Origin of the sequence: Prevotella sp. lc2012 (assembly GCF_900107065.1) — a bacterium.
GTDB lineage: Bacteria > Bacteroidota > Bacteroidia > Bacteroidales > Bacteroidaceae > Prevotella.
The window spans coordinates 44508-68882 of record NZ_FNUF01000002.1 but is presented as its reverse complement, the minus strand read 5'-3'; the positions used below and the strand labels follow the sequence as shown (position 1 = coordinate 68882).

Sequence of the window (24375 nt, the reverse complement as noted above, 5' to 3'; positions counted from 1 at the left end):
TGCGTAATTCGGGAAATATATCTAAATTTGTATCCGAATTAGAGAAATCCTCTAAGTTCGTTGTTTGAAACTCGTTATGATAGAATAATATTCTAAGAGAGATATGGAAACATTAGATGAGACCGACTTGCAGATATTGCGCATCCTGCAGAAGAATGCGAAATTGACAACAAAGGAGCTGGCAGATGCTGTTCATCTGACGCCCACGCCTGTCTTCGAGCGCCAGAAGCGACTCGAGCGCCAAGGCTATATCAAGCGTTATGTGGCTGTTCTTGATCCGGAGAAATTGAATCAGGGATTACTTGTCTTCTGTAAGGTGAAGCTGAAGCAGATAAACCATGAGATCGCCGATGCCTTCACTCGTCGTATCATGCGTATTCCGGAAGTGACGGAGTGTTATAATACTTCGGGCGCTTACGACTATCTCCTGAAGGTGCGTGCCTCTGATATGAAACAGTATCAGGAGTTCGTATTGAACAAATTGGGTGATATCGAATCGCTAGGGTCTATCGAGAGTACCTTTGTGATGAGTGAGGTTAAGCAGAACCACGGCATTAACCTATAGACTTGCGAATAACAAAAATGGGGCAAACGCCCCATTCCCGTTATTCCTGTGTCAGTTCTTCTATCTGGTCGACAATCTCCTGGTAGTTGTCTTGGTTGCGGTAGTGGATCTTCAGACCGATGAGTACACCGAGGATGCAGGCAATCGTCATCGAGGCTGCAAAGATCCAGAACGAGTCGTCGGATATCTGCTGGTATTTGTCGTAGATGAAGTAAATGATCCAAAGCAGTCCGGCGGGGATACCGAATTTCAGCCAGTCGCTATCAAGTTTCTTGGCTTTAGCCACTTTCTGGCGTGCATCGATCAGATTACTATTATAGAGGTCGTTGGCACGTAGATAGCGTCCTGTATATAGAGTGTAGCCGAAGACGATAAGCATCAGAATGCTCATGGTGATCCATACACCAATCGATGAACCGTTGAGTTTCACGAAGGCCCAGTAGCCGTAGGGAATCATTAACAGACTGATAATATATACAAACGTGTAGCGACGGTTGATGTTGGATGCGGCATGACGGATCGATTTACGGATGATGCGGTCGTTAATGATCTCCTGCTGTTCCAGTTTCTTCTTCAGCGTGTTCATCTGTTCACGCATCTCTTCTAATTGTGTATCCATAATGGGTAAGTTTTTAATCGTTAGACATGTTCTTTAGTTGTTCTCTAATCCTGAACAATCGGATGCTGACGTTCTTAGTCGTGATGCCGACAATCTGTCCGATTTCCTCGTAAGAGAGGTTCTCGAGCCAGAGCAGGACAATCGCACGGTCGAAAGGCTGTAGCTTGGAGATGCGCTTATGAAGCATGTCCACCTGGCGCGTGTCCTTGTCGCGGTCTTCAAAGAGATTGATGTCCATGGTCAACGGGACGGTGGCACTGCGCCGCTTCTTCCTGTCGAGAGAGATACAGGTGTTGAGGGCGACGCGGTAGATCCACGTCCTGATGTCACTGCGATGCTCGAAGCTTTCGAATCCCTTCCAGAGATTGACTAGTACTTCCTGGAACAGATCGTTCACTTCGTCGGCATCTTGCGAGAACATATAGCACACGGTGTAGATGGTGCTCTTGTGTTCCGCTACGGTTTGCGCAAACTGTCTTTCTAATGTCGTCATTGTCGTCTTGTTCTTTAGAGTTTTCACCCATTAGACGCAACAAAATTACGAAAAACTACACGAACTTTGGAAAAAAATAAAAAAAATCGTAACTTTGCAGTCTCTAAACGTTTAGTATATGGAATCAAGACTGGTTATTTATAATACGCTGACACGACAGAAGGAGCGCTTTGAGCCATTACATGCACCGAATGTGGGTATGTATGTGTGTGGCCCGACGGTCTATGGCGATCCACATCTGGGTCATGCCCGTCCTGCCATCACCTTCGATCTCGTGTTCCGCTATCTGAAGCATCTGGGATATAAAGTAAGGTATGTACGTAATATCACTGACGTAGGTCATTTGGAGCACGATGCCGATGAAGGAGAAGACAAGATCGCCAAGAAAGCCCGACTGGAGCAGTTGGAGCCCATGGAGATAGCGCAATACTATACCAACCGCTACCATCAGGCGATGGATGCCCTGAACGTGTTGCGTCCGAGCATCGAACCTCACGCCACGGGGCATATCATCGAGCAGCAACAACTGGTGCAGCAGATTCTGGATAATGGCTTTGCCTATGAGTCGAATGGATCTGTTTATTTCGACATCGAGGCTTATAATAAGAAATTCAAGTACGGAATCCTTTCTGGTCGCTCGCTGGAGAACATTAAGGATGCCAGTCGTGAGAATCTTGACGGTGTAGGAGAGAAACATAACCAAGCCGACTTTGCTCTGTGGAAGAAGGCGCAGCCTGAGCATATTATGCGTTGGCCTTCACCTTGGAGCGATGGTTTCCCTGGTTGGCACTGTGAATGTACGGCTATGGGCCGCAAGTATCTTGGCGAAGAGTTCGATATCCATGGTGGTGGTATGGACCTCGTGTTCCCGCATCATGAGTGCGAGATTGCACAGGCACAGGCATCGATGGGACATCCGGCCGTGAAATATTGGATGCATAACAATATGCTGACCATTAACGGTCAGAAGATGGGTAAGTCGTATAACAACTTCATCACACTGGAGCAGTTCTTCACGGGCAATCATCCGCTCTTGGAGAAAGCTTACTCACCGATGACCATCCGTTTCTTTGTCCTTTCTGCCCATTATCGTGGAACGGTTGACTTCTCGAACGAGGCTCTTGTGGCTGCGGAGAAGGGATTGGAGAAACTCATGAATGCCATCAGCGACCTTGAGCGTGTTCAGGTGTCGGATAAGTGTGACGCTGAAACGGAGAAGGTCGTCAAGAGCCTTCGTCAGAAGTGTTATGATGCCATGAATGACGATCTCGCCACACCGCAGGTTATCAGTAATCTCTTCGAGGCTTGTACGGTGGTGAACAAACTCACCGACCACAAGGCTACGATCTGTGCCGACTGTTTGAAGGAGCTCTCCGAGACGATGCACCTCTTTGCCGAGGATATCCTTGGACTACAGAATAGGAGTCAGGAGTCGGGTGCCAAGAGTCAGGATAGAGAAGCGGCTTTTGGGAAGGTCGTTGACATGGTGCTTGAGTTGCGTGCGAAGGCTAAGGCAGACAAGGACTGGGCAACATCGGACAAGATTCGTGACGAACTCGCAGCCGCCGGCTTTGAAGTGAAAGATACCAAGGACGGTGTTACATGGAAACTGAATAAATAAAAGGAGGGCGGTACCGCCCTCCTTTTATCTTACCATTGCTGTTTGAAAAAAGGCTAAAGGCATTTCTATGGCCAGGGTCTGATCGCAGAAATCCTCGAACGATAAGTATGTGAGTCCTTTGTATGGATCTTCCGTTCCCCATGAGTTCTTCATGATAAAGAACGGCTCGCCACTGTCGTCATGGGCGATTCCGACGATGGCCATGGCGTGTTCCTTACTCTCCCAACAAACACCATGGTGCTCACGCACAGCCTGCTCGGTCTTTGTCAGTAGCGTGTCCATGGGAATATTGTAGAAACGGTCGTGCAGCCAGTTGGCTGGTTGATCGATGTCCACCTTTTTATAATATGGCTCGCGATCAGTGCTGGTCAAGGCGATGTATTCGTTTGGCGCACAGACGCTGCGTGCAAACTCCTGGGGCGTGTAGGCGGCGCCAAGCATGAATACCCACTGAGGAGCGGGCGTCTCGACGGTGCGCATGGCATCATAGCCTACGATGCCGTACTTCTGGATCAGACGGATGAGTGTGACGCCCATGCCGTGTTTGTTCTTCGGAGCGGCAGATTCCTTCTCCATCATCTTCTCTATATAATAAGGTGAGAGGTTTACTGAGTCGCCCCAGCTCAGATGCTCCGTCTCGATAGCCGCCAGCATGGCGTATGCCCAACATATCTCACTCTCGCCTTGATCTTTGATGGGCGTCATCCTGTTGAGCACCTCGTGTGTGAAGTGCTTTGGCTCTTGCCAACCACATCCGACCGTCAGAACAAGACATAACAGGGGCATGACAACCCTTATAGGTCTCTTGCCAAATAACAGTATGCTCCTTTGGAGGTCTCCTGTATCTGCGTGATTAGTCTGTTCCATCTCATCAACTTGTTGTTACAAGACGCAAAATTACATAAAAAAGAGGGAAAAAGCAAATAAACATTGCTTTTCACTCTTCTTTTCGTGTCTTTACGTTCTTTGAGTGCGAAGCTGCATGCTCTTTGCAAAAAAAAGAAATGAATTTCTTTTGTTCTGCGCTCGTTTTTATGTACCTTTGCACCCAGATGAGAGAAACGATCAAGGATTTTGAGATCATGGCACCAGTGGGCTCTCGGGAGTCGTTGGCTGCTGCCATACAGGCCGGTGCCGATAGTATCTACTTTGGCATCGAGAAGTTGAATATGCGTGCTCATTCCGCTTCAACCTTCACCATTGACGATCTGAAGGAGATGGCGCAGACCTGTTGCGAGCACGGTATCAAGAGCTACCTGACCGTCAACACGATTATCTACGGTGAGGATATCCCTTTGATGCACGAGATTGTCGACGCGGCGAAGGCGGCCGGCATCTCTGCAGTCATTGCTAGTGATGTGGCTGTGATGACCTACTGTAATAAGGTAGGCCAGGAGGTGCATCTGTCTACCCAACTGAATATCTCGAACATTGAGGCGTTGCGTTTCTATGCTCAGTTCGCTGACGTCGTCGTACTGGCACGTGAGTTGAATATGGATCAGGTGGCAGAGATCTACCGTCAGGTGGAAGAGGAGCATATCTGCGGTCCTTCGGGCGAGCAGATCCGTATCGAGATGTTCTGTCATGGCGCCCTCTGCATGGCCATCAGCGGCAAGTGCTATATGAGCCTCGATGCGGCCAACCGCTCGGCCAACCGCGGCGAGTGCATCCAGATATGTCGTCGTTCGTATACTGTGACAGACAATGAAACGGGTCACCAACTGGAGATTGATAATAAGTATGTCATGAGTCCGAAAGACCTGAAGACCGTACGTTTCATTGACCGTATGATGACATCCGGCGTGCGCGTGTTCAAGATAGAAGGTCGAGCACGAGGACCTGAATATGTGTATACCGTCGTGAAGTGTTATAAAGAGGCCATTCAGGCTGTCCTCGACGGTACGTTCACGGAGGCGCGGAAGGATGAGTGGGATGAACGCCTGGCCACTGTCTTCAACCGTGGCTTCTGGGATGGCTACTATCAGGGACAGACGATGGGCGAGTGGAATAAGAACTATGGCTCGAACGCCACGGAACGTAAGGTCTATATCGGCAAGGGCGTGAAATATTTCTCGAAGCTCGGCGTAGCGGAGTTCACCGTCGAGGCGAACACTTTCAAAGTAGGAGATAAGATGCTTATCACAGGTCCGACTACAGGAGTGATGTACGTCACGGCCGACGAGATCCACGATGATCACGGTCCTGTAGAGGTGGCACAGCAAGGCACGAAGGTCAGCATCGCCGTTACAGGTAAGGTGCGTCCCAGTGATAAGTTGTTTAAACTAGAAAAGTCAAAAGGCAATGGCAATTAATGATATTCAGGACGAGATTATAGAGGAGTTCTCTGCTTTCGATGATTGGATGGACAAGTACCAGTTGTTGATTGATCTGGGGAATGAGCAGCCTCCTCTTGATGAGAAATATAAGACGGAGAGCAACCTGATAGATGGTTGCCAGAGTAGGGTATGGCTCCAGGCCGACTATGAGGATGGAGTTCTCCGATTCACGGCTGAGAGTGATGCGCTGATCGTGAAAGGTATCGTGGCTTTGTTGATACGTGTGCTCAGCGGACATACACCTCAGGAGATTCTGGATGCCGATCTCTATTTCATCGAGGAGATCGGTCTGAAGGAACACCTGTCGCCGACGCGTTCGAACGGACTTGTAGCAATGGTGAAACAAATCCGTATGTACGCCCTGGCATTCAGTACGAAACAGTAATTTAGACGTTTTTTTATAGTCCGTTTTGGAAAACAAATGTGCGTAACAAGTTTTCCAATACGGACAACTGTGTATTGCCCTTTTTCTGCAAAGTTGTCCGTATTGGTTTTCTAAGTGCTTTTGAATCAGCTGATTAATATTTATTAACGCAAGAAAAGTTTTCCAAAATAGGCAACTTACGGATAAATGTCGTATCTTTGCAAACGGAATTTTTTGACTAAAAACTCGATAAGCATATGATTCAGACAGTAGTAAAGCGTGACGGACGCATTGTGGGCTTTAATGAGCAGAAGATTATGGCAGCCATCCGTAAGGCAATGCTTCATACCGATAAGGGTGAGGATGAGCGCCTGTTGTATCAGATCACCGATCATATCGCCCAATGTGGCGACAGTCAGATGACCGTGGAGCAGATCCAGGACTCTGTAGAACTTGAACTGATGAAGTCGAGCCGAAAGGATGTGGCACAGAAGTATATCGCCTATCGCAATCAGCGTTCTATAGCCCGTAAGGCGAAGACACGCGACGTGTTTCTTGATATTGTGAACATCAAGAACAACGATGTGACGCGCGAGAATGCCAACATGAACGCCGACACGCCTGCCGGCATGATGATGAAGTTCGCTTCTGAGTCGACGAAACCGTTTGTCGACGACTATCTGCTGTCCGAGGAAGCCCGTGATGCCGTGGAGCACAACTATCTGCATATCCACGACAAGGACTATTATCCCACCAAGTCGCTTACCTGCTGTCAGCATCCCCTCGATAATATCCTCAACCGCGGTTTCGTGGCCGGTCATGGTGCTTCGCGTCCGGCCAAGCGTATCGAGACGGCCTCGGTACTGGCTTGTATCTCCATGGAGTGTGCTCAGAACGAGATGCATGGCGGTCAGGCTATCCCGGCCTTTGACTTCTATCTGGCACCCTATGTGCGTATGAGTTATGTGGAAGAGCTGAAGGCGCTGGAGGAGTTGAATGGTGAGAGTTATAAGGACCTCTACGACGAGCCGCTGATCGACTATATCAAGAAGCCGCTTGACGGTCTGACGGGTAAAGAGCGTGCACGTCAGCATGCGGTCAACAAGACCGTTGGTCGTGTGCATCAGGCCATGGAAGCGTTCATTCATAATATGAATACGATCCACTCCCGTGGTGGTAACCAGGTGGTATTCTCTTCGATCAACTATGGAACGGATACCTCTGCCGAGGGTCGCTGCATCATGCGTGAGATCCTGCTTTCGACTTATGAGGGTGTCGGTAACGGCGAGACAGCCATCTTCCCCATCCAGATATGGAAGAAGAAGCGTGGCGTGAACTATCTGCCCGAGGATCGCAACTTCGATCTTTACCAGCTGGCCTGTAAGGTGACGGCGCGTCGTTTCTTCCCGAACTTCCTGAACCTCGATGCATCATATAACCAGACTGACGAGTGGCGTGCCGACGATCCTAAGCGTTACATCCATGAGGTAGCCACGATGGGTTGTCGTACCCGTGTCTTTGAGAACCGTTTCGGTCCGAAGACCAGTGTGGGACGCGGCAACCTTTCCTTCTCTACCATCAATATCGTGAAGCTCGCCATCGAGTGTATGGGCGAGCCCGACCAGCAGAAGCGTGTCGATATGTTCATGGCGAAACTCGACAACATGCTGGAGATCACGGCTAAGCAACTTGACGACCGTTTCCAGTTCCAGAAGACAGCCTTCACTAAGCAGTTCCCCTTGCTGATGAGGAGCCTTTGGATTGGAGCCGACAAGCTCGGTCCCAACGACACGATCGAGAGCGTTATCAACCAAGGCACCCTTGGTATCGGCTTCATCGGACTGGCAGAATGTCTGGTGGCCCTGACGGGTAAGCACCACGGAGAGAGCGCCGAGTCTCAAGCGCTGGGTCTGAAGATTGTGGGATATATGCGTCAGCGTGTCAACGACTTCTGCGAGCGCTATCATCATAACTATTCTGTGCTCGCCACACCGGCCGAGGGCCTGAGTGGTAAGTTCACGAAGAAAGACCGTAAGCAGTTCGGTAGCATCCCCGGTGTTACGGATCGCGACTACTATACCAACTCCAACCACGTGCCTGTGTACTACAAGTGCTCTGCCCGTCACAAGGCAGAGGTGGAGGCGCCCTACCATGAGATGACCCGTGGCGGTCATATCTTCTACGTGGAGATCGACGGCGACGCCACCCACAACCCCCAGGTCATCATGAGCGTGGTCGATATGATGGACCAGTTGGATATGGGTTACGGTTCCGTGAACCACAACCGTAACCGTTGTATGGACTGTGGCTATGAGAATGCCGACGACAAACTGGAGAAGTGTCCGAAGTGCGGATCTACGAATATCGACAAGCTGCAGCGTATCACAGGCTATCTCGTCGGAACGACCGACCGTTGGAATAGTGGTAAGTTGGCCGAGTTGAACGACCGTGTGACACATATCGATCACGGTGCACAAGACCTGTTCAATAGCTAAAGGCTGACAGTCCGACATGATACGAGTGCTCGATATCATAGAAGATACGATGGTGGATGGTCCGGGATTCCGGACCTCCATCTATTGTGCGGGGTGCAGTCATCGTTGCCCGGGCTGCCATAACCCCCAGTCATGGGCTTTCGACCAGGGCCATGAGATGACGACAGACGAGCTGATGAAGATCATCATGTCCGACCCTTTCGCCAATGTCACCTTCTCTGGTGGCGACCCGATGTATCAGGCGGCAGGCTTCGCAGAACTGGCACAAGCCATCCGTCAGCAGTCGAACAAGGATATCTGGTGCTTTACCGGCTTCGTCTATGAGAGTCTGATCCATGAGGACCAGCGTGCGTTGTTGGAACAGATCGACGTCCTCGTCGACGGTCCTTTCATCCAGGAGCTCCATGACCCCGACCTGCTCTTCCGTGGCTCGTCGAATCAACGCCTGATCGATGTGCAGGCCTCGCTCTATGCCGGTAAGACCGTCTTGTGGAACCCCGATGTCACAGTGAACATATGAAACAGCGTCTTCTCTTTATCTGTCTGGGCAATATCTGCCGCTCTCCGGCTGCCGATGGCATCATGCATCATCTCGTCGAGGGGCGTGGTCTCGTCGATGATTTCTATATTGACTCCGCCGGTATCGGCTCCTGGCATGTCGGACAGTTGCCCGACTACCGTATGCGTCTCTGTGGCGAGCGGCATGGTTATGTCTTCGACCATCGTGCCCGTCAGTTCTCTGCTGCCGATTTCGACCGCTTCGACCTGATTGCCGTGATGGACCATGAGAACTATCACGACGTGGCGCGCCAGGCCCGTTCGGCTGCCGACCGCCAAAAGATTATCCGGATGAGCGACTACCTCCGTCACCACCCTGGTCAGCAGACCGTCCCCGATCCTTATTATGGCGACGAACGCGATTTCGAGTTTGCCGTCGAGCTGCTCGAAGACGCCTGCGAAGGCCTGTTGGATGAACTGACCGGTCGGTAATACCATTGCATCATTAAGTCAGGGGGTGCCCTATAAGGGCAGGGACGAAAAAATTCTGATAAGTTTTTGACCTTTTCGATGCTATTATACGAAAAAAGCAGTATTTTTGCAGAAAAATACTCGGCATTATGGCAAGAAACACGAAATGGCAGGATGATTACTGGCTGCTGTTGATGCAGATATACCTGCAGAAGCCAGTCGGCATGAAACCGATGTACAGTCGGAAGATGGTCGATCTGAGTATGGAACTGCATATCCCTCCTACGGTGCTTTTCAATAAGATGTGTCAGATCGCTAATCTGGAGACACCCCGTATTGAGCATATCTGGGAGACCTACGGTAATAATCCCCGTAAACTGGCACGTGCTGCCCGTCTGTTGCGTGAGATGACAGGCTTCAACCATGCCGACGAGTTCTACGACGGTGTGGAGATGAACGAGAGCTTCGAGAAGGATTTCAGGCCGGCGACAGAAGAGACGCCGATGACGCCCGTGATGCTGACACTGATCCTCGACCTTTATTTCCGTCTGACCCCCATCACGATGGTGGCAGAGACCCCCGAGGTACAGGAACTGGCCCGACTGCTGAAGGTGAGACCGCAGGAGGTTGCCGAGGTGCTGGATGTGTTCCAGCACTGTGACCCGTATCTGAACAAGAAGAACGTGATGATCAGTCCGCTGCTTCTTCCATGTCAGCAGATATGGCGGCGCTTCGGCAATGCCAACCCCGAGGATCTGGCCTCATATGCCGATCAGTTGAAAGAGTATTATAAGAGTGATAAGTGATGAGCGATAAGTTGGGACAGATACAGGAGCAGTCGCAACAGCTGAAGCAGGCACAGAGTTTCTCGCATCAGCAGTTGCTGCAGGCCTCGTTGGTGGAACTGCCCGTCACCCAGCTGTTGGATCGTATCAATACAGAGATGAACGACAACCCGGCCTTGGAGTCAGAGTCGGGTGGTGACTATACGGAGAGCACGGACACTCAGGAGAGCCTGGATAATCCGGAGCCTTCCGACGACTTCTATGAGCAGAACGAGCGCGAGGAGCGACAGTCGGCCCTCGACGATGCCTTGAGCAATATCGGGCGCGACGACGAGGATCTGCCCGTTTATCATGGCGGCAGTGCCATCGCGGAAGAGCACGAGGATATGGTCTACGGAGAGGCCAGGTCTTTCTATGACCAGTTGAAGGAGCAGATGGGCGAGACAGATATGACCGCACGTCAGTATGACGTCATGGAGTATCTGATCGGTTCGCTCGACGATGACGGCCTCCTGCGGAAGAGTCTGGTGGCCATCAGCGACGAGCTGGCGGTCTATCATAATCTGGATGTGTCGGTCCCGGAGATCGAGCAGGTGCTCCTGCTCCTGCAGACCTTCGATCCGGCTGGTATCGGTGCCCGTTCACTTCAGGAGTGCCTGCTGCTGCAGATCGGTCGTCGGGAACCGTCACGACTGAAGGACCTGATGATGCGTGTGGTCAACGACTATTTCGAGGCGTTCACCAAGAAGCACTGGGATAAGATACAGACAGAGTTGTCGCTGAACGAGTTGCAGGCAGCGACGTTGCTTCAGGAACTGCGGAAGCTGAATCCCCGTCCGGGCGCCTCGTTGGGCGAGACGGTCGGCAGGAGTCTCCAGCAGATCACGCCCGACTTCATCGTCGACACCCAGGACGACGGTACCGTCACCTTCACGCTCAACAACGGTGAGGTGCCTGAGTTAAGAGTGTCGCAGTCGTTTGTCGACTCCATGAAGGAATACCAGCAGAACAAGGAGCATCTCAGTCGGCAGACCAAGGAGGCTCTGCTCTATATCAAGAAGAAGGTCGACGCGGCACAAGGCTTCATCGAGGCCATCAAGATGCGCCGTCACACGTTGTCCGTCACCATGCGTGCCATCATCCAGTTACAGCACCAGTTCTTCGTCGATGGCGATGAGGCTTCCTTGCGCCCGATGATCCTGAAGGATGTGGCAGAGAAGACAGGCCTCGACGTGTCGACCGTCTCCCGTGTGAGCAACTCGAAGTATGCACAGACCCGTTGGGGCACGTTCCCCCTGCGCCATTTCTTCAGTGACAGCTATGTGACGGAGAGTGGCGAGGAGTTGTCGACACGGCAGATCAAGGCGGCTTTGCGCGACATCGTCGACGGAGAGGATAAGAAGCACCCCCTGAGCGATGATGCCATCAGAGACCAACTGGCCGCCAAGGGCTTCCCGATAGCACGCCGTACCGTGGCGAAATACCGTGAGCAGTTAGCGATTCCCATCGCCCGACTGAGGAAGATGGCGATTAAGTGAAAAGAAGAGACAACGAGATGGTGATAACAAAAGAGAAGAATATTATTCTGGCAGCGCGCATCGTGAGCATGCTGTTCACCCCTTTCTACCTGCCACTGGTGGGACTGATGGCACTGTTCGTGTTCAGTTACCTCAGTCAGATGCCGTGGGCCTATAAGCTTCAGGTGCTGACGCTCGTCTATGTGTTCACCATCCTGTTGCCCACAGTGCTCATCCATCTCTACCGTCGCTATCAGGGGTGGAACCTGATAGAGCTCGGCATCAAGGAGCGCCGTGTCGTTCCATATGTGATCTCCATCCTCTGTTATTTCTTCTGCGTCTATCTGATGGACCTGCTGCATATCCCCCATTTCATGGGAACGATGGTCTCTGCGGCCCTGTTTATTCAGATTATCTGTGCGCTGATCAATGTATGGTGGAAGATCTCCACGCATATGGCTGCTATCGGCGGTGTGGCCGGTGCCCTCTTCGTGTTCGGCGAGTTCTTCGGCTTCAATCCCGTGTGGTGGCTCTGTCTGGTGCTGATCCTTGCCGGGGTTCTCGGCTCCAGTCGGATGATCCTCCGGCAGCACACGTTACCTCAGGTGGTGACGGGCTTCTTCGTCGGAGTCGTCTGTTCCATCCTGGGACTGATCTATCTGTAGTGATAACATATGATGCAATCAAGTAAATAAAGATATGAAACCATTAGTCAGTATTATCATGGGCAGCACCAGTGACCTGCCTGTTATGGAGAAAGCCTGCAAGCTCTTGGATGAGATGCAGGTGCCGTTCGAAGTGAATGCTCTCTCAGCCCACCGCACGCCTGATGCGGTGGAGGAGTTCGCCCGTACCGCCAAGGACAGGGGCATCAAGGTGATTATCGCAGGCGCCGGCATGGCTGCCGCCCTGCCGGGTGTCATCGCTGCCTCGACCACCCTGCCCGTCATCGGTGTACCCATCAAGGGCATGCTCGACGGTCTCGACGCCATGCTCTCCATCATCCAGATGCCACCGGGCATTCCCGTGGCCACCGTCGGTGTCAACGGTGCGCAGAACGCAGCCATCCTCGCCGTGGAGATGATGGCTCTGGATGATGCCGCTCTGGCACAGCGTCTGGAGGTGTATAAGGGTAACCTGAAGATCAAGATCGAGAAGGCCAACGAGGAACTGGCTGAGGTCAAATATCAGTATAAGACCAACTGATAGCTGTTGACTTTCAGGTATTTTGTAATCAAGGTTCGAAGTTCTATGTATAAGAGAAGACAATCATCCGAGACCCGCGTTGGAACGATTGGCATCGGAGGCTCAAACCCCATCCGTATCCAGTCGATGGCTACGGTCGATACCAACGACACCGAGGGTGGCGTGGCACAGGCCAAGCGCATCATCGATGCCGGTGGCGAGCTGGTACGCTTTACCACACAAGGCACACGAGAGGCGGAGAATATGAAGAATATCTCGGCCCGACTGAAGGCCGACGGTTATATGACCCCTCTGGTGGCCGATGTCCATTTCACAGCACATACGGCCGATATCGCAGCCCTTTACTGCGAGAAGGTCCGCATCAACCCGGGTAATTACGTCGATCCCGGGCGTACGTTCAAGCATCTGGAATATACCGACGAGGAATATGCGGCAGAGCTGCAGAAGATCGAGCGTAAGCTCGTGCCGTTCCTGAATATCTGTAAGGAGCACCATACGGCCGTACGTATCGGTGTGAACCATGGCTCGCTCTCCGACCGTATCATGTCGCGCTATGGCGACACCCCCGAGGGTATCGTGGAGAGCTGCATGGAGTTCCTGCGTATCTTCAAGCGCGAGCAGTTCCATGATGTGGTCATCAGCATCAAGGCGTCGAACACGGTGGTGATGGTAAATACCGTGCGCCTGCTCGTGGCCACGATGGACAAGGAGGATATGCATTACCCCCTGCATCTTGGTGTCACCGAGGCTGGCGAAGGCGAGGACGGTCGTATCAAGAGTGCCTTGGGCATCGGTGCTCTCCTGACGGAGGGCATCGGCGACACCATCCGTGTCAGTCTCTCTGAGGAGCCGGAGTGCGAGATCCCCGTGGCCCGTAAGCTGGTCGACATGATCGAGGCGTGTGCCGCCCTGCGTGAGCAGGCAGAGGCCTCCATCAACGATAACACCATCGTCCTTGATGTCGATGCGCCCGACTGGGAGACCCTGCAGCTGAAGGCCGCCATGGCGGTGGGTGCCCTGCTCATCGACCGTAAGGCTATGAAGATCGTGATCCGTTCGCCTCGCTATGCTTCTTCCCAGTTGGAAGCCCTGGGCGATGCGTTATTGCAGGCCGCCCGTATCAAGTTCACGAAGACGGAATATATCTCCTGTCCTGGCTGTGGACGTACGCTCTACAACCTGCAGGAGACGATTGCCAAGATCAAGGCAGCCACAAAGGACTGTGTGGGACTGAAGATCGGTATCATGGGCTGTATCGTCAATGGGCCTGGTGAGATGGCCGATGCCGACTATGGTTATGTCGGTGCCGGACGCGGTAAGATCTCCCTCTACCGTGCCAAGGAGTGTGTCGAGAAGAATATCCCCGAGGAGGAGGCCGTCGAGAAACTCCTCGAACTTATCCGTAACGATCGGAAATAGATGCCCTAGCGCCTGCCACTGCGGTGGGCGTCGCCGGCCTTCCTACTGGTACCCTGTGGCTGGGTCGGCACGCTGATGGTCTGTTGACGGGCACCCCTGATGGCCTGACTCTTCTTCTTGTCGGGCTGTGGCCATCTGGAGCCGGCCTGCGGCAGTTGGCGTGCGTTGCGGTTGGGGTCGTTCGAGTAGGTGCGCCCTTGATAGGGACTGTAATGGTACTGACGGTTGCCGCCCTTGTAGGTGTCGTAGACACGTGGCGCGTTCCTGTAGAACCTGTTTTTCGGGTAGTGTCTGTATATGACAAAGGTGAACGACTTCGACTGCCAGCCGATGGGCCGGTAGAAGTATTCCGTGATGAGGAACCGCTGATACTGGTAGCTCGAGAGCACGAATTTCAGTTCGTTGTTACGACGCGTCCAGTAGAATCCGTACAGATCGCTCTCGAAGTTGAGGCTGATCATGTAGTCGAGGTTAATCTCATAAACCGCATTGTACTGGTCGTCGGTCAGATCGAGCTCATAGCCCATCTTGTCGGTCAGGTACAGCGCATGGCTGCGTGCCTTGGAGAAACTCATCGCTTGGGCGGAGACGGCTATCGCCATCATCGCCACCAAAGTAATCATCAGTCTTTTCATGATCATCGTTTTTTAGTCGCTTTTTCATCGGCAAATATACGATTTAGTCGATAAAAAAGAAAAAATAATCGACGAACAGGCCGATTATGCGTTTTTTCTCGTATGAAGCCAATACGGTCTTTGTCGGTGATCGGGGAGTTGGTCGTGGACGGTCATGCCGTCAGGCATGCTTGTTCTTATAGACAATCAGCAGCGTGACACCGATGAAGGTCAGCAGGAATTCTATAGCGACGATAATAACATAACCCATAGTGCGAAGTTTTTTTGGTTTCTTATTCTACTGCAAAGATAGATGATTATCCGACGTGGGAGACGCTTCGGTTATTAGTTGTTCCGAACGAGACTATCGGAAAAAGCAATAACCGCCTTTTTTCTGTGGGGATATTTTTGTTTGTTTGTTGAAAATGTGTATCTTTGCACCTGTGATACAGAGATGTGTCGCCCGTGAAGGTGCACTTAGCTGTGCTTAATTGGGAATGTGAGTGAGAATCTCCGACTGTCCCGCAGCAGTAAACTCCATTATGGCTCTCAGGCAGAAAAGCCATTGCCCGTTTGGGCGAGAAGGCGCTTGGGAGTGGAGGAAAGTCTGAAGACCAGCCTTTGTACGGAATGATGCCTGATGCTCTCGATGTAAGGGCAGAGGGAAAGAGTATGACAGAAAGTGAATCGTGAGTTATGGAACTGCGACAACTGAGGTATTTCCTCAGGCTATCCGAGACGCTCAATTTCTCGGTGGCCTCGAAAGAACTGTTTATCACCCAGAGCACGCTCTCGCAACAGATCCTGAATCTGGAGCGTGAGCTGGACCAGCAACTGTTTATCCGCAACAGTCATGAGGTGCTGCTCACCGAGGCGGGCAGGATGCTCCTGCCGCTGGCCCGTGAGAGTGTGTATAAGGTGGACAACTGTTTCCTGAGGATGCAGGAGCTGAAGAACATGCTGACGGGCGAGCTGAATATCGGCGTCACCTATTCGTTCAGCAGCATGATCTCGGAGACGATGATCGACTTCCTGAAGAAATACCCCAAGGTGAAGCTCAATGTGTTCTATGCGTCGATGACAGACCTGATAGAGCGACTGCAGCGCCATGAGCTCGACTTCGTGGTGGCCTTCAAGCCGACGGAGCACAACGAGCATATCGAGAGCCGACTGTTGTTCGACAACCGCCTGGCGGCGATCGTCAATGAGCACCATCCGCTGGCGGCCAAACAGGAGGTGACCCTCGACGAGCTGGAGCGCTACTGCTTCGCCCTGCCTGCCAAGGGACTGCAGGCCCGCCATGCCTTCGATCAGGTGCTTCTGCATACAGACCACCATTATAATGTCAAGGCAGAGATCAACAACGTGTCGCTGCTCTTGAAGCTGGTCCGTCAGACGAAGTTCGTCACGGTGCTCGCCGAGGCGACCATCATCGACGAGACGGGCCTTCGTGCCGTCCCAATCAACGTGCCGTCGTCCAGGATGGAGGGCTGTATCCATGTGCTCCGCGACGGTTATATGAAAAACTCCACACGAGCTTTCATCCAGATGCTTGAACAGTGTACAGAGGTTCTTAAGAACAGGCTGTATTAAGAAAGAGTAGCGCCATTTTCTCTCTCTCTCTCGTGCGCTACTCTTTTTCCATTCCTTAGATTGTCAGGAAAAACTGCCTAAAAAAACGTTCGTCTGAAGTTGCGAACTAGAAAAACCGAGGGGCTCTTTAGTCCCCTTCTTGCCCTGTTTAGGTGCACTTTTCCCCTGTTCGGTGGAGAGAAGGGGCCTACTTTGGGTGGGGGTGCCTTCTAACAGTTAAAGAGATGGTCTCCACGACCGAAAGGAATGGCACTTACGAGTGAAAGGGATAATCTCTTATAGGGTATAGAGATAATCCCTTTCACTCGTAAACCCTATCTCCACGACTCATAGGCCCTATCTCTTTGAGGGAAAAAACCTACCCCTTTCTTGTGCGGATGTAATCGTTTTATTATCAGTCAATTACAAAAACGGTCCAAAACTCACGCCTACGCCCCATATTCCCATGTTCCTGCCCACCACGCGAGTTATGCGCGCCCATTTGTAAAGATATATCACCACAGACTCTTCGAAAGTCCCTTCGACAAGCTCAGGGACCGTAGATCGTGAGCGGTCCCCGAGCACCCCACCGCGGTCCCTGAGCCTACAATCCCCCAGCGGTCCCTGAGCCTGTCGAAGGGACACCCTACAATTTACCCCACAGATTTGGCCGTTTCAAACAAATTGCCTATATTTGCCCTCGATATCAACCGTAAAGATAAGTTATGCAGAAAGTTTATATATCATTATTTATCGTAGTGTTATTCTCGTGTTGCTCAAAAGGATATGATAGAGTAAAATTGATAGCTGGCGATAGCTGCCAGTATTGGTATTATGCGAATTCAGATCCTGATATCAAGACAAAATTCTACATATACTTTGATCGTAAGGGGAAAAACTATACTCTCGAAGAAAGATATGCCGACAAGAAATGCTATCTCCATGACGGTGGGGATGTGGAATATATTCCGACATGGTCTTTGGTGAATGATTCTGTAATTGAGTTGGGTGGACTCAATCGTCATTTGACAGTTGTGAATGACACTTTCCTGATCATAACAACTGATGAATTTCATTGGGTAGACACGCTATACAAGGTAACGGATCCTCATTTGCTAAAGAAACTACAAGAGGTTCGAATTCCGTGAAAGTAAAATAATCGACCATTTGTCTCGTCGCCCCCGCCCTTACGTACAGTTACAGGGGAAAACATATTGCCTATATTTGCCATCGCTAATCAACTATAAATCGCTTGGGATAGCGGATAAACGATCCTTGTGTGAAGAATGAATAAATCCGCAGCCCTGCCATGAGCAAGGCTGCGGATAATCTTTGTAGAGGACTTTTATGTGGTCGCTTCATGACTGCGATGAAGACCGGTGGTGCCGGTCTGTCAGTCGGTCACGGTAGAGAGGAAGAGCTCGTGGATGCGGGTGTCGTCGTCGAGCTCGGGATGGAAGGCGGTGACGAGCTGCCGACCTTGGCGGGCGGCGACGATATGACCGTCGACCTGGGCGAGCACCTCGCACTCGGGCGATAGGACCTGGTTGATGTAAGGGGCGCGGATGAAGGTCATGGGCACATCATCGCCGATACCTGCTACAGGAGCAGTGGCGTGAAAGCTACCGAGCTGGCGACCGTAGGCGTTGCGCTGCACGTCGATGGCCATCGTATCCAGATGCATCGGCGAGAGGAGGATCAGGCCTGCGCAAGTGCCGAAGACTGGCAGACCTGCGAGGATGTCTTTGCGGATAGGCTCGAACAGACCGAGCTCGTGCAGAAGCTTGGACTGGGTGGTCGACTCGCCTCCAGGGATGATCAGTCCGTCTTTCGGCTGTTGCCAGTCGGCGAGCTGCCGTACCTCGAAGGTGTCGACGCCTAAACGATGGAGCATCTGCTCGTGTTCGGCAAATGCTCCTTGTAATGCTAGAACGGCTATTCTCATCGTATTACTTTCCTCGTTCTGCCATCAGCAGTTCAATCTCCTGCTCATTGATTCCCACCATGGCCTCACCGAGGTCTTCGGAGAGCTCTGCCAGCATCTTGGCATCCTGATAGTTGGTGACGGCCTTGACGATGGCGGCAGCACGCTTGGCAGGATTACCGCTCTTGAAGATGCCGCTACCGACGAACACGCCCTCGGCGCCGAGCTGCATCATCAGGGCTGCGTCGGCAGGGGTGGCCACACCACCAGCAGCGAAGTTCACGACGGGCAGCTTCCCGTTTTCATGCACATACCGTACCAGTTCATATGGAGCCTGTAACTGCTTGGCGGCCTCATAGAGCTCATCCTCGCTCATCGAGACGAGACGACGGATCTCGCTCTGCATCAGACGCATATGGCTCACTGCCTGCACCACGTCGCCAGTGCCAGGCTCTCCCTTTGTGCGGATCATTGTGGCACCCTCGGCGATGCGGCGAAGGGCCTCGCCCAGGTTCTTGGCGCCACAGACGAAGGGTACGTCAAACTTTGTCTTGTCGATATGGTAGATATTGTCGGCGGGTGAGAGTACTTCGCTCTCGTCGATATAGTCGATCTCGATGGCTTGGAGAATCTGTGCCTCGGCGATGTGACCGATACGGCACTTGGCCATCACGGGAATGCTCACGGCCTCCTGGATGCCGCGTATCATCTTCGGATCACTCATCCTGGATACGCCTCCAGCGGCGCGGATATCGGCAGGGATACGCTCTAGGGCCATCACGGCACAGGCACCTGCGGCCTCGGCAATCTTAGCCTGCTCGGGGGTTGTCACGTCCATGATCACACCGCCCTTCAGCATCTGGGCCAGTTCACGGTTGAGTTTTGCTCTCTGTTTTGAATCTTGTTTTTTCTGTTCCATTTTTTCTTTGTTCTTATTTCTGTTTCCTGAATGCTGTCGGACTGATACCTTTCTGCTTCTTGAAGAACTTGGTGAAGTGGGCCTGCGAGGAGAAACCGAAAAGATAGGCGGTCTCCTGTACCGTGTGGTCTGTTGACTTCAACTGTCGTTCAATTTCATGCGTCAGGTAATCATCGATGATGGTCTTCGGCGCCTTGCCCGAGATGCGGCGTGTCACCTGTGCCAGATAACGGCTGCTGACATTTAGAAGGTCGGCATAGAAACGGACGTCGCTGGCCTCGCGGTGGTGCTCGGTCACGGCATCGAGGAACTCGTTGTAGAGCTCACTGCTACGCCCCTGTAAGTCGGCGGCTCTGGCCACTTGGGTGTTGATGTACGCCTTAGCCTTTGACTTGGCCTCGTCGGGCTTCGCCCCCTGACTGAGAAAGACGGCCACGGCACTGGCATAGCGGTTGGCTAATCCGTGCATGGAGCCTTCGTCTTTCTTGACAACCAGCGTACAGAGCGGCAACAGCTCGTTTCTGATAGCCTCCTGCATGTCGTGACTGATGAGGGTGTCGCCTCTTGACGACAGCACTACGGCATCGAGCACGACGTGGCGTGGACGGTACTTCCGCAGGGCCTCGACCACCACATCGAGCGTGTCGCGTCTGCGGATCAGTCCTACCTTCACGACCTCGGGCTGGAAATCGTTCATCACAGCATCGATCTGCCTTTCCACGATCGTGGCAGGGATGTCATAGAACTGCTGGATGCCAAGCGTCGTCTGCACGGTGATCGAGGTGATGGCCGACAAGGCATAACCGCCCAGTTCGGAAATCGTCTTGATGTCCGCCTGGACGCCTGAGCCGCCCGTCGAGTCGCTACCTGTGATCGTCAGAATGGGTCTCATCATCTTCTGTTGTCTGATAATTCGACTGCAAAGGAAATGAAATATTTAGAAACAAAGAAATGAAGTTCCCGTTTTGACAAAGGAAACTTCAATTTGAACAAAGATTATTCAATGCCAACGCCCTCAATCCTATTTCATGAGGATGGCAGACAGTTCCTTCATCCCTTCTGATGCTCCCTTCTGGATCTGCTGGACACGACTGCCGGCAGAGATGGGGTTGGGGTCGATGAGATAGATTGGAATGTCTGGACGGGCGTAGTGTAAAAGACCGGCAGCGGGATAGACGACGAGTGAGGTGCCGATGACAATCAGGATGTCGGCCTCTTGTACCTCTTCTGCCGCAGCACTGATCATGGGAACAGCTTCGCCGAAGAACACGATGAACGGACGGAGCAGGGAGCCGTCGCCGGCTTTTGTGCCTGGCTCCACCTCACAGTTCTCGGGGGTGAGCGTGATCTGATAGCGCGGATCGTCGACATCGCGGCTGGAGCACACTTTCATCAGTTCACCATGCAGGTGGATGACCTTCGAAGAACCAGCCATCTCGTGAAGGTTGTCTACATTCTGAGTGACGACGGTCACGTCGTACTGCTCCTCGAGTTTGGCAACGAGCCTGTGGCCCTCGTTGGGCTGTACGCCCCAGCATTTCTTGCGGAGCATATTGTAGAAGTTTGTCACAAGCGTGGGGTCGGCCTCCCACCCTTCGTGGGTTGCCACTTTCTGCACGGGGTAGTTCTCCCACAGTCCGTCGGCGTCGCGAAAGGTCTTCAGTCCGCTTTCTACGGACATGCCTGCACCAGTCAATACAACGATCTTTTTCATGTTTGGTGAGTTTTTTTCTTGGCAAATATACAAAAAATGCCTTTGCCATGACTGTTTTCATTGGATTTTTATATTAATCTGTGTTAATCTGTGTAATCTGTGGTTTAAAATTGCTACCTTTGCACCCGTTTTTATAAGGTTACACATTATTATAATAATAGGAAATATAAGGAAAGAATGGATAAGTTAAGTTATGCTTTGGGCTTGGGCATCGGTCAGCAGTTGGCCCAGATGGGAGCCGATCATATCAGTGCGGAAGACTTTGCTGCTGCCATCAAGGATGTGCTGGCAGGCAATGAACTGAAAGTGTCTCATCGTGAAGCGCAGACGATTGTGCAGGATTATTTTACCAAGCAGGAGCAGAAACTTCAGGCTGAGCGCGCCGAGAAGGGAAAAGTACATAAGGAGGCCGGTGAGAAGTATCTGGCAGAGAATGCCAAGAAAGACGGCATCGTCACGCTGCCCAGCGGACTGCAGTATCAGGTGCTGAAGGAAGGCAATGGTAAGAAGCCTTCTGCTAAGGATACGGTGAAGTGCCATTATGAGGGTACGCTGATCGACGGTACGGTCTTCGACTCCAGCTATCAGCGTGGTGAGCCAGCCACATTCCCTCTCCAGCAGGTAATCGCTGGTTGGACGGAAGGTCTGCAGCTGATGCAGGAGGGTGCTAAGTATCGTTTCTTCATCCCTTACCGTCTGGCATATGGCGAGGGTGGCGCTGGCGCCTCTATTCCCCCGTTTGCCGCTTTGATCTTCGACGTAGAACTGATACAGGTGGTGTAATAGTATAGAATAATCTAAAATTATATAAATATGAAAAAGTTAATGTATGTAGCCGCTATGGCTATTGTAGCTGCAGGTTTTACTGCTTGTGGTAACTCTGCTCCGAAGGCTAGTCTGAAGAGCGATGTTGATACGCTGAGCTATGCTATCGGTATGGCACAGACTCAGGGTCTGAAGGAATATCTCGTAGGTAGTCTGGATGTTGATACGGCTTATATGTCGGAGTTCATCAAGGGACTGAACGAGGGCGTGAATGCTGGCGACAACAAGAAAAAGGCTGCTTATTATGCAGGTATCCAGATCGGTCAGCAGATCAGCAACCGTATGATGAAGGGTATCAACCACGAGATCTTCGGTGAGGACTCTACCAAGACCATTTCCATGAAGAACTTCATGGCAGGCTTTATCAGTGGTACTACAGGAAAGAAAGGCCTGATGACCATCGAGGAGGCTCAGGAAGTGGCTCAGCGTAAGATGAAGGAGGTGAAGGCCAAGGAACTGGAGAAGACTTACGGTCCGAACAAGGAGGCTGGTGAGAAGTTCCTGGCTGCTAATGCTAAGAAGGATGGCGTGAAGACGCTGCCCAGCGGTGTGCAGTACAAGGTCATCAAGGAAGGTACGGGCGCTATCCCCACAGATACCTCTCTGGTGAAGGTAAACTACGAGGGCCGTCTGATCAACGATTCAATCTTTGACAGTTCTTACAAGCGCGGCGAGCCTACTACGTTCCGTGCTAATCAGGTGATCAAGGGATGGACTGAGGCTTTGGTTCACATGCCTGCCGGTTCTGTATGGGAGGTGTATATTCCTCAGGAGCTGGCTTATGGCGAGCGTGAGATGAATATCATCAAGCCTTTCTCTGCACTGATCTTTAAGATGGAGCTTATTGAGGTTGATTCCAAGAAATAATGAAAAAGACTATATTGATGGCACTCGCCCTTGTGGCGAGTGCTTCTTTTTATACAGCTGAGGCTGCAAAGAAGAAAAAGAGCGTGGAGCCTGTGGCTCCTGTCGTTGAGGCTGTGCAGTTGAACAACAGTTCCGACTCTGTCAGCTACGCAGGTGGTATCACCTTGACCAACGGTTTGATACCTTTCCTGCAGCAGCAGGGTGTCGACACCGCCTATATGGCGGATTTCATACAGGGCTTCAAGGAGATGGTACAGGCAAGCGAGAATCCGAAGACGAAGGCCTATGCCGTTGGTATGGATATCGCCCGTCAGGTGTCAACCCGTATGCTTCCTGGTATGATCAAGAGTTTTGCCGGCTCTCCCGACTCTATCGTGAGCGCACAGCTCTATCGTGGTTTTACAGATGCCTTGGTAGGTGATACCACCGTGTTTACGATGGAGACTGCTGAGGCTTATTTCCAGAAAAAGCAGAAAGAGGACCAGGCTGCCAAGGAAGAACGTCTCTATGGTCCGAACCGTGAGGCCGGCATACGTTTCCTGGCTGAGAATGCCAAGAAAGATAGTGTAATCACACTGCCTAGTGGATTGCAGTATAAGGTGCTTGTCCAGGGCGATGGTGAGGTGCCCCTGAAGACGGATAAGGTGCTTGTGAACTATGAGGGGCGTCTGATCGATGGTACGGTGTTTGATGCGTCGGCTAAGCATGGCGACCAACCTTCGGAGTTTACGCCCGAGCAGGTGATCAGAGGATGGACAGAGGCTCTGACGATGATGCCTGTTGGCTCGAAGTGGCAGCTCTTCATCCCGTATGAGTTAGCCTATGGCGCCCGTGAGGCTGGGCAGATTCAGCCTTATAGTACCTTAATCTTCGATGTGGAGCTGGTGGGTATCAGCAGACCGGAGACGGAGAGTCCTGCACCAGCCCCGAAGAAAGGCAAGACATCGAAAAAGACAAAGAAATAAGTAAGTGTGTCACAAATGTGACACACTTTTTTTATTTTTTCCATAAAAAAGTTGTATTATTCAATATATTTATGTACTTTTGCTATCAATATGTAACATAAAATAGGAATAATGGAAAAAATTGATCTTCTGGACAAAAAGATTCTGAGCATTCTGTCGAAGAATGCCCGTATCCCGTTTAAGGATGTTGCTGCCGAGTGTAATGTCTCCCGTGCTGCCATCCACCAGCGTGTACAGCACCTGATAGAGGCGGATGTCATTACGGGCAGTGGCTTCGACGTGAATCCGAAGAGTCTGGGTTATTCCACTTGTACTTATGTGGGTATTAACCTGGAGAAGGGATCCATGTACAAGGATGTGGTTGAGTGCCTGAGACACATACCCGAGGTGGTGGAGTGCCATTTCACGACAGGTCCTTATACCATGCTTGTGAAACTGTATGCCCGTGACAATGAGCAACTGATGGATCTGCTGAATGGTAAGCTCCAGAGCATCCAGGGTGTCGTGGCAACAGAGACTCTGATTTCTTTAGAACAGAGTCTGAAGCGTGAGATACCTATCTGTATAGAAGAGGAGCGGAAATAAC

25 protein-coding genes and 1 riboswitch are annotated in these 24375 nt (G+C 51.7%); of the genes, 17 read left to right on the top strand and 8 right to left on the bottom strand.

Translation table 11 applies throughout. From position 1 onward, the window contains the following. The first annotated feature begins 103 nt into the window (after positions 1–103). Positions 104–565: an Lrp/AsnC family transcriptional regulator gene (locus BLU99_RS04500; RefSeq protein ID WP_091900008.1), complete on the top strand. Its 462-nt coding sequence runs from the start codon at positions 104–106 to the stop codon at positions 563–565. A 40-nt stretch (positions 566–605) separates the two neighbouring features. On the opposite strand, the gene BLU99_RS04495 is transcribed toward BLU99_RS04500, so the two are convergent. Both BLU99_RS04495 and BLU99_RS04490 read right to left on the bottom strand, forming a co-directional pair. After that, entirely contained in the window at positions 606–1184 is a 579-nt protein-coding gene (locus tag BLU99_RS04495; protein ID WP_144006085.1) for a hypothetical protein, read from the bottom strand. Positions 1185–1197: 13 nt separating this feature from the next. Next, the gene (locus BLU99_RS04490; RefSeq protein WP_091900384.1) at positions 1198–1677 is read right to left on the bottom strand and encodes an RNA polymerase sigma factor; all 480 of its coding nucleotides are present in this window, start codon (positions 1675–1677) and stop codon (positions 1198–1200) included. Positions 1678–1795: 118 nt separating this feature from the next. On the opposite strand from BLU99_RS04490, the gene cysS reads away from it, so the two are divergent. Beyond that, positions 1796–3298, top strand: a complete 1503-nt coding sequence (cysS, locus tag BLU99_RS04485; protein WP_091900006.1) for a cysteine--tRNA ligase — start codon at positions 1796–1798, stop codon at positions 3296–3298. 24 nt (positions 3299–3322) lie between these two features. On the opposite strand, the gene BLU99_RS04480 is transcribed toward cysS, so the two are convergent. Then, positions 3323–4084, bottom strand: coding sequence for a C1 family peptidase (locus BLU99_RS04480; protein WP_091900005.1), 762 nt, complete (start codon positions 4082–4084; stop codon positions 3323–3325). Positions 4085–4350: 266 nt separating this feature from the next. Between BLU99_RS04480 and BLU99_RS04475 the strand changes: the two genes are divergently transcribed. From BLU99_RS04475 to ispG, 10 genes are all read left to right on the top strand, one after another. After that, a complete protein-coding gene (locus BLU99_RS04475; RefSeq protein ID WP_091900004.1) occupies positions 4351–5610 on the top strand; it encodes a U32 family peptidase in 1260 nt (419 codons plus the stop codon). Then, entirely contained in the window at positions 5600–6019 is a 420-nt protein-coding gene (locus BLU99_RS04470; RefSeq protein ID WP_091900003.1) for a SufE family protein, read from the top strand. The genes BLU99_RS04475 and BLU99_RS04470 overlap by 11 nt, the downstream gene beginning before the upstream one ends. Before the next feature lie 236 nt (positions 6020–6255). Next, positions 6256–8493 carry an anaerobic ribonucleoside triphosphate reductase gene (locus BLU99_RS04465; protein WP_091900002.1) on the top strand — a complete coding sequence of 746 codons (2238 nt, stop codon included), beginning with the start codon at positions 6256–6258 and terminating at the stop codon, positions 8491–8493. Between the two features lie 16 nt (positions 8494–8509). Continuing rightward, on the top strand, positions 8510–9013 hold the full coding sequence (nrdG, locus tag BLU99_RS04460; protein WP_091900001.1) for an anaerobic ribonucleoside-triphosphate reductase activating protein: 504 nt from the start codon (positions 8510–8512) through the stop codon (positions 9011–9013). After that, positions 9010–9483 carry a low molecular weight protein-tyrosine-phosphatase gene (locus tag BLU99_RS04455; RefSeq protein ID WP_091900000.1) on the top strand — a complete coding sequence of 158 codons (474 nt, stop codon included), beginning with the start codon at positions 9010–9012 and terminating at the stop codon, positions 9481–9483. The genes nrdG and BLU99_RS04455 overlap by 4 nt, the downstream gene beginning before the upstream one ends. 128 nt (positions 9484–9611) lie before the next feature. After that, positions 9612–10268: a hypothetical protein gene (locus BLU99_RS04450; protein WP_091899999.1), complete on the top strand. Its 657-nt coding sequence runs from the start codon at positions 9612–9614 to the stop codon at positions 10266–10268. Next, the gene (rpoN, locus tag BLU99_RS04445; protein ID WP_091899998.1) at positions 10268–11785 is read left to right on the top strand and encodes an RNA polymerase factor sigma-54; all 1518 of its coding nucleotides are present in this window, start codon (positions 10268–10270) and stop codon (positions 11783–11785) included. Before BLU99_RS04450 ends, rpoN begins: the two co-directional genes overlap by 1 nt. A gap of 17 nt (positions 11786–11802) precedes the next feature. Beyond that, on the top strand, positions 11803–12429 hold the full coding sequence (locus tag BLU99_RS04440) for a hypothetical protein (RefSeq protein WP_091899997.1): 627 nt from the start codon (positions 11803–11805) through the stop codon (positions 12427–12429). 34 nt (positions 12430–12463) lie between these two features. Continuing rightward, on the top strand, positions 12464–12970 hold the full coding sequence (gene purE, locus BLU99_RS04435; RefSeq protein WP_091899996.1) for a 5-(carboxyamino)imidazole ribonucleotide mutase: 507 nt from the start codon (positions 12464–12466) through the stop codon (positions 12968–12970). 45 nt (positions 12971–13015) lie between these two features. Next, positions 13016–14389: a (E)-4-hydroxy-3-methylbut-2-enyl-diphosphate synthase gene (gene ispG, locus BLU99_RS04430; RefSeq protein WP_091899995.1), complete on the top strand. Its 1374-nt coding sequence runs from the start codon at positions 13016–13018 to the stop codon at positions 14387–14389. A gap of 5 nt (positions 14390–14394) precedes the next feature. Here the strand turns inward: ispG and BLU99_RS04425 are convergent, their stop codons facing one another. Further along, positions 14395–15024 carry a hypothetical protein gene (locus BLU99_RS04425; RefSeq protein WP_144006084.1) on the bottom strand — a complete coding sequence of 210 codons (630 nt, stop codon included), beginning with the start codon at positions 15022–15024 and terminating at the stop codon, positions 14395–14397. A 431-nt stretch (positions 15025–15455) separates the two neighbouring features. Further along, positions 15456–15641, top strand: a riboswitch (cobalamin riboswitch). A gap of 58 nt (positions 15642–15699) precedes the next feature. Between BLU99_RS04425 and BLU99_RS04420 the strand changes: the two genes are divergently transcribed. After that, positions 15700–16596 (top strand): LysR family transcriptional regulator, encoded by an 897-nt coding sequence (locus tag BLU99_RS04420; protein WP_091899993.1) that lies wholly within the window; start codon positions 15700–15702, stop codon positions 16594–16596. 1372 nt (positions 16597–17968) lie between these two features. Here the strand turns inward: BLU99_RS04420 and pdxT are convergent. The 4 genes from pdxT to BLU99_RS04395 form a co-directional block, all read right to left on the bottom strand. Beyond that, positions 17969–18520: a pyridoxal 5'-phosphate synthase glutaminase subunit PdxT gene (gene pdxT / locus BLU99_RS04410; RefSeq protein ID WP_091899991.1), complete on the bottom strand. Its 552-nt coding sequence runs from the start codon at positions 18518–18520 to the stop codon at positions 17969–17971. Between the two features lie 4 nt (positions 18521–18524). Further along, positions 18525–19418: a pyridoxal 5'-phosphate synthase lyase subunit PdxS gene (gene pdxS / locus BLU99_RS04405; protein WP_091899990.1), complete on the bottom strand. Its 894-nt coding sequence runs from the start codon at positions 19416–19418 to the stop codon at positions 18525–18527. A gap of 13 nt (positions 19419–19431) precedes the next feature. Then, a complete protein-coding gene (locus tag BLU99_RS04400) occupies positions 19432–20313 on the bottom strand; it encodes a bifunctional hydroxymethylpyrimidine kinase/phosphomethylpyrimidine kinase (protein WP_369807702.1) in 882 nt (293 codons plus the stop codon). 126 nt (positions 20314–20439) lie between these two features. Next, the gene (locus BLU99_RS04395; protein WP_091899989.1) at positions 20440–21132 is read right to left on the bottom strand and encodes an SIR2 family NAD-dependent protein deacylase; all 693 of its coding nucleotides are present in this window, start codon (positions 21130–21132) and stop codon (positions 20440–20442) included. A gap of 177 nt (positions 21133–21309) precedes the next feature. Between BLU99_RS04395 and BLU99_RS04390 the strand changes: the two genes are divergently transcribed. The 4 genes from BLU99_RS04390 to BLU99_RS04375 all read left to right on the top strand — a co-directional run bounded on the left by BLU99_RS04390 (position 21310) and on the right by BLU99_RS04375 (position 24374). Further along, positions 21310–21915, top strand: a complete 606-nt coding sequence (locus BLU99_RS04390; protein WP_091899988.1) for an FKBP-type peptidyl-prolyl cis-trans isomerase — start codon at positions 21310–21312, stop codon at positions 21913–21915. Between the two features lie 30 nt (positions 21916–21945). After that, on the top strand, positions 21946–22824 hold the full coding sequence (locus BLU99_RS04385) for an FKBP-type peptidyl-prolyl cis-trans isomerase (RefSeq protein ID WP_091899987.1): 879 nt from the start codon (positions 21946–21948) through the stop codon (positions 22822–22824). Continuing rightward, complete coding sequence (locus BLU99_RS04380; RefSeq protein WP_091899986.1) at positions 22824–23789, top strand: FKBP-type peptidyl-prolyl cis-trans isomerase; 966 nt, start codon at positions 22824–22826, stop codon at positions 23787–23789. Before BLU99_RS04385 ends, BLU99_RS04380 begins: the two co-directional genes overlap by 1 nt. 111 nt (positions 23790–23900) lie before the next feature. Next, entirely contained in the window at positions 23901–24374 is a 474-nt protein-coding gene (locus tag BLU99_RS04375; protein WP_091899985.1) for an Lrp/AsnC family transcriptional regulator, read from the top strand. The last annotated feature ends 1 nt before the right edge of the window (position 24375 follow it).

Coding starts and splice junctions, on each gene's coding strand:
- BLU99_RS04500 (WP_091900008.1), top strand. CDS start 104: ATGGAAACATTAGATGAGACCGACTTGCAGATATTGCGCATCCTGCAG.
- BLU99_RS04495 (WP_144006085.1), bottom strand. CDS start 1,184: ATGGATACACAATTAGAAGAGATGCGTGAACAGATGAACACGCTGAAG.
- BLU99_RS04490 (WP_091900384.1), bottom strand. CDS start 1,677: ATGACGACATTAGAAAGACAGTTTGCGCAAACCGTAGCGGAACACAAG.
- cysS (WP_091900006.1), top strand. CDS start 1,796: ATGGAATCAAGACTGGTTATTTATAATACGCTGACACGACAGAAGGAG.
- BLU99_RS04480 (WP_091900005.1), bottom strand. CDS start 4,084: ATGCCCCTGTTATGTCTTGTTCTGACGGTCGGATGTGGTTGGCAAGAG.
- BLU99_RS04475 (WP_091900004.1), top strand. CDS start 4,351: ATGAGAGAAACGATCAAGGATTTTGAGATCATGGCACCAGTGGGCTCT.
- BLU99_RS04470 (WP_091900003.1), top strand. CDS start 5,600: ATGGCAATTAATGATATTCAGGACGAGATTATAGAGGAGTTCTCTGCT.
- BLU99_RS04465 (WP_091900002.1), top strand. CDS start 6,256: ATGATTCAGACAGTAGTAAAGCGTGACGGACGCATTGTGGGCTTTAAT.
- nrdG (WP_091900001.1), top strand. CDS start 8,510: ATGATACGAGTGCTCGATATCATAGAAGATACGATGGTGGATGGTCCG.
- BLU99_RS04455 (WP_091900000.1), top strand. CDS start 9,010: ATGAAACAGCGTCTTCTCTTTATCTGTCTGGGCAATATCTGCCGCTCT.
- BLU99_RS04450 (WP_091899999.1), top strand. CDS start 9,612: ATGGCAAGAAACACGAAATGGCAGGATGATTACTGGCTGCTGTTGATG.
- rpoN (WP_091899998.1), top strand. CDS start 10,268: ATGAGCGATAAGTTGGGACAGATACAGGAGCAGTCGCAACAGCTGAAG.
- BLU99_RS04440 (WP_091899997.1), top strand. CDS start 11,803: ATGGTGATAACAAAAGAGAAGAATATTATTCTGGCAGCGCGCATCGTG.
- purE (WP_091899996.1), top strand. CDS start 12,464: ATGAAACCATTAGTCAGTATTATCATGGGCAGCACCAGTGACCTGCCT.
- ispG (WP_091899995.1), top strand. CDS start 13,016: ATGTATAAGAGAAGACAATCATCCGAGACCCGCGTTGGAACGATTGGC.
- BLU99_RS04425 (WP_144006084.1), bottom strand. CDS start 15,024: ATGAAAAGACTGATGATTACTTTGGTGGCGATGATGGCGATAGCCGTC.
- BLU99_RS04420 (WP_091899993.1), top strand. CDS start 15,700: ATGGAACTGCGACAACTGAGGTATTTCCTCAGGCTATCCGAGACGCTC.
- pdxT (WP_091899991.1), bottom strand. CDS start 18,520: ATGAGAATAGCCGTTCTAGCATTACAAGGAGCATTTGCCGAACACGAG.
- pdxS (WP_091899990.1), bottom strand. CDS start 19,418: ATGGAACAGAAAAAACAAGATTCAAAACAGAGAGCAAAACTCAACCGT.
- BLU99_RS04400 (WP_369807702.1), bottom strand. CDS start 20,313: ATGATGAGACCCATTCTGACGATCACAGGTAGCGACTCGACGGGCGGC.
- BLU99_RS04395 (WP_091899989.1), bottom strand. CDS start 21,132: ATGAAAAAGATCGTTGTATTGACTGGTGCAGGCATGTCCGTAGAAAGC.
- BLU99_RS04390 (WP_091899988.1), top strand. CDS start 21,310: ATGGATAAGTTAAGTTATGCTTTGGGCTTGGGCATCGGTCAGCAGTTG.
- BLU99_RS04385 (WP_091899987.1), top strand. CDS start 21,946: ATGAAAAAGTTAATGTATGTAGCCGCTATGGCTATTGTAGCTGCAGGT.
- BLU99_RS04380 (WP_091899986.1), top strand. CDS start 22,824: ATGAAAAAGACTATATTGATGGCACTCGCCCTTGTGGCGAGTGCTTCT.
- BLU99_RS04375 (WP_091899985.1), top strand. CDS start 23,901: ATGGAAAAAATTGATCTTCTGGACAAAAAGATTCTGAGCATTCTGTCG.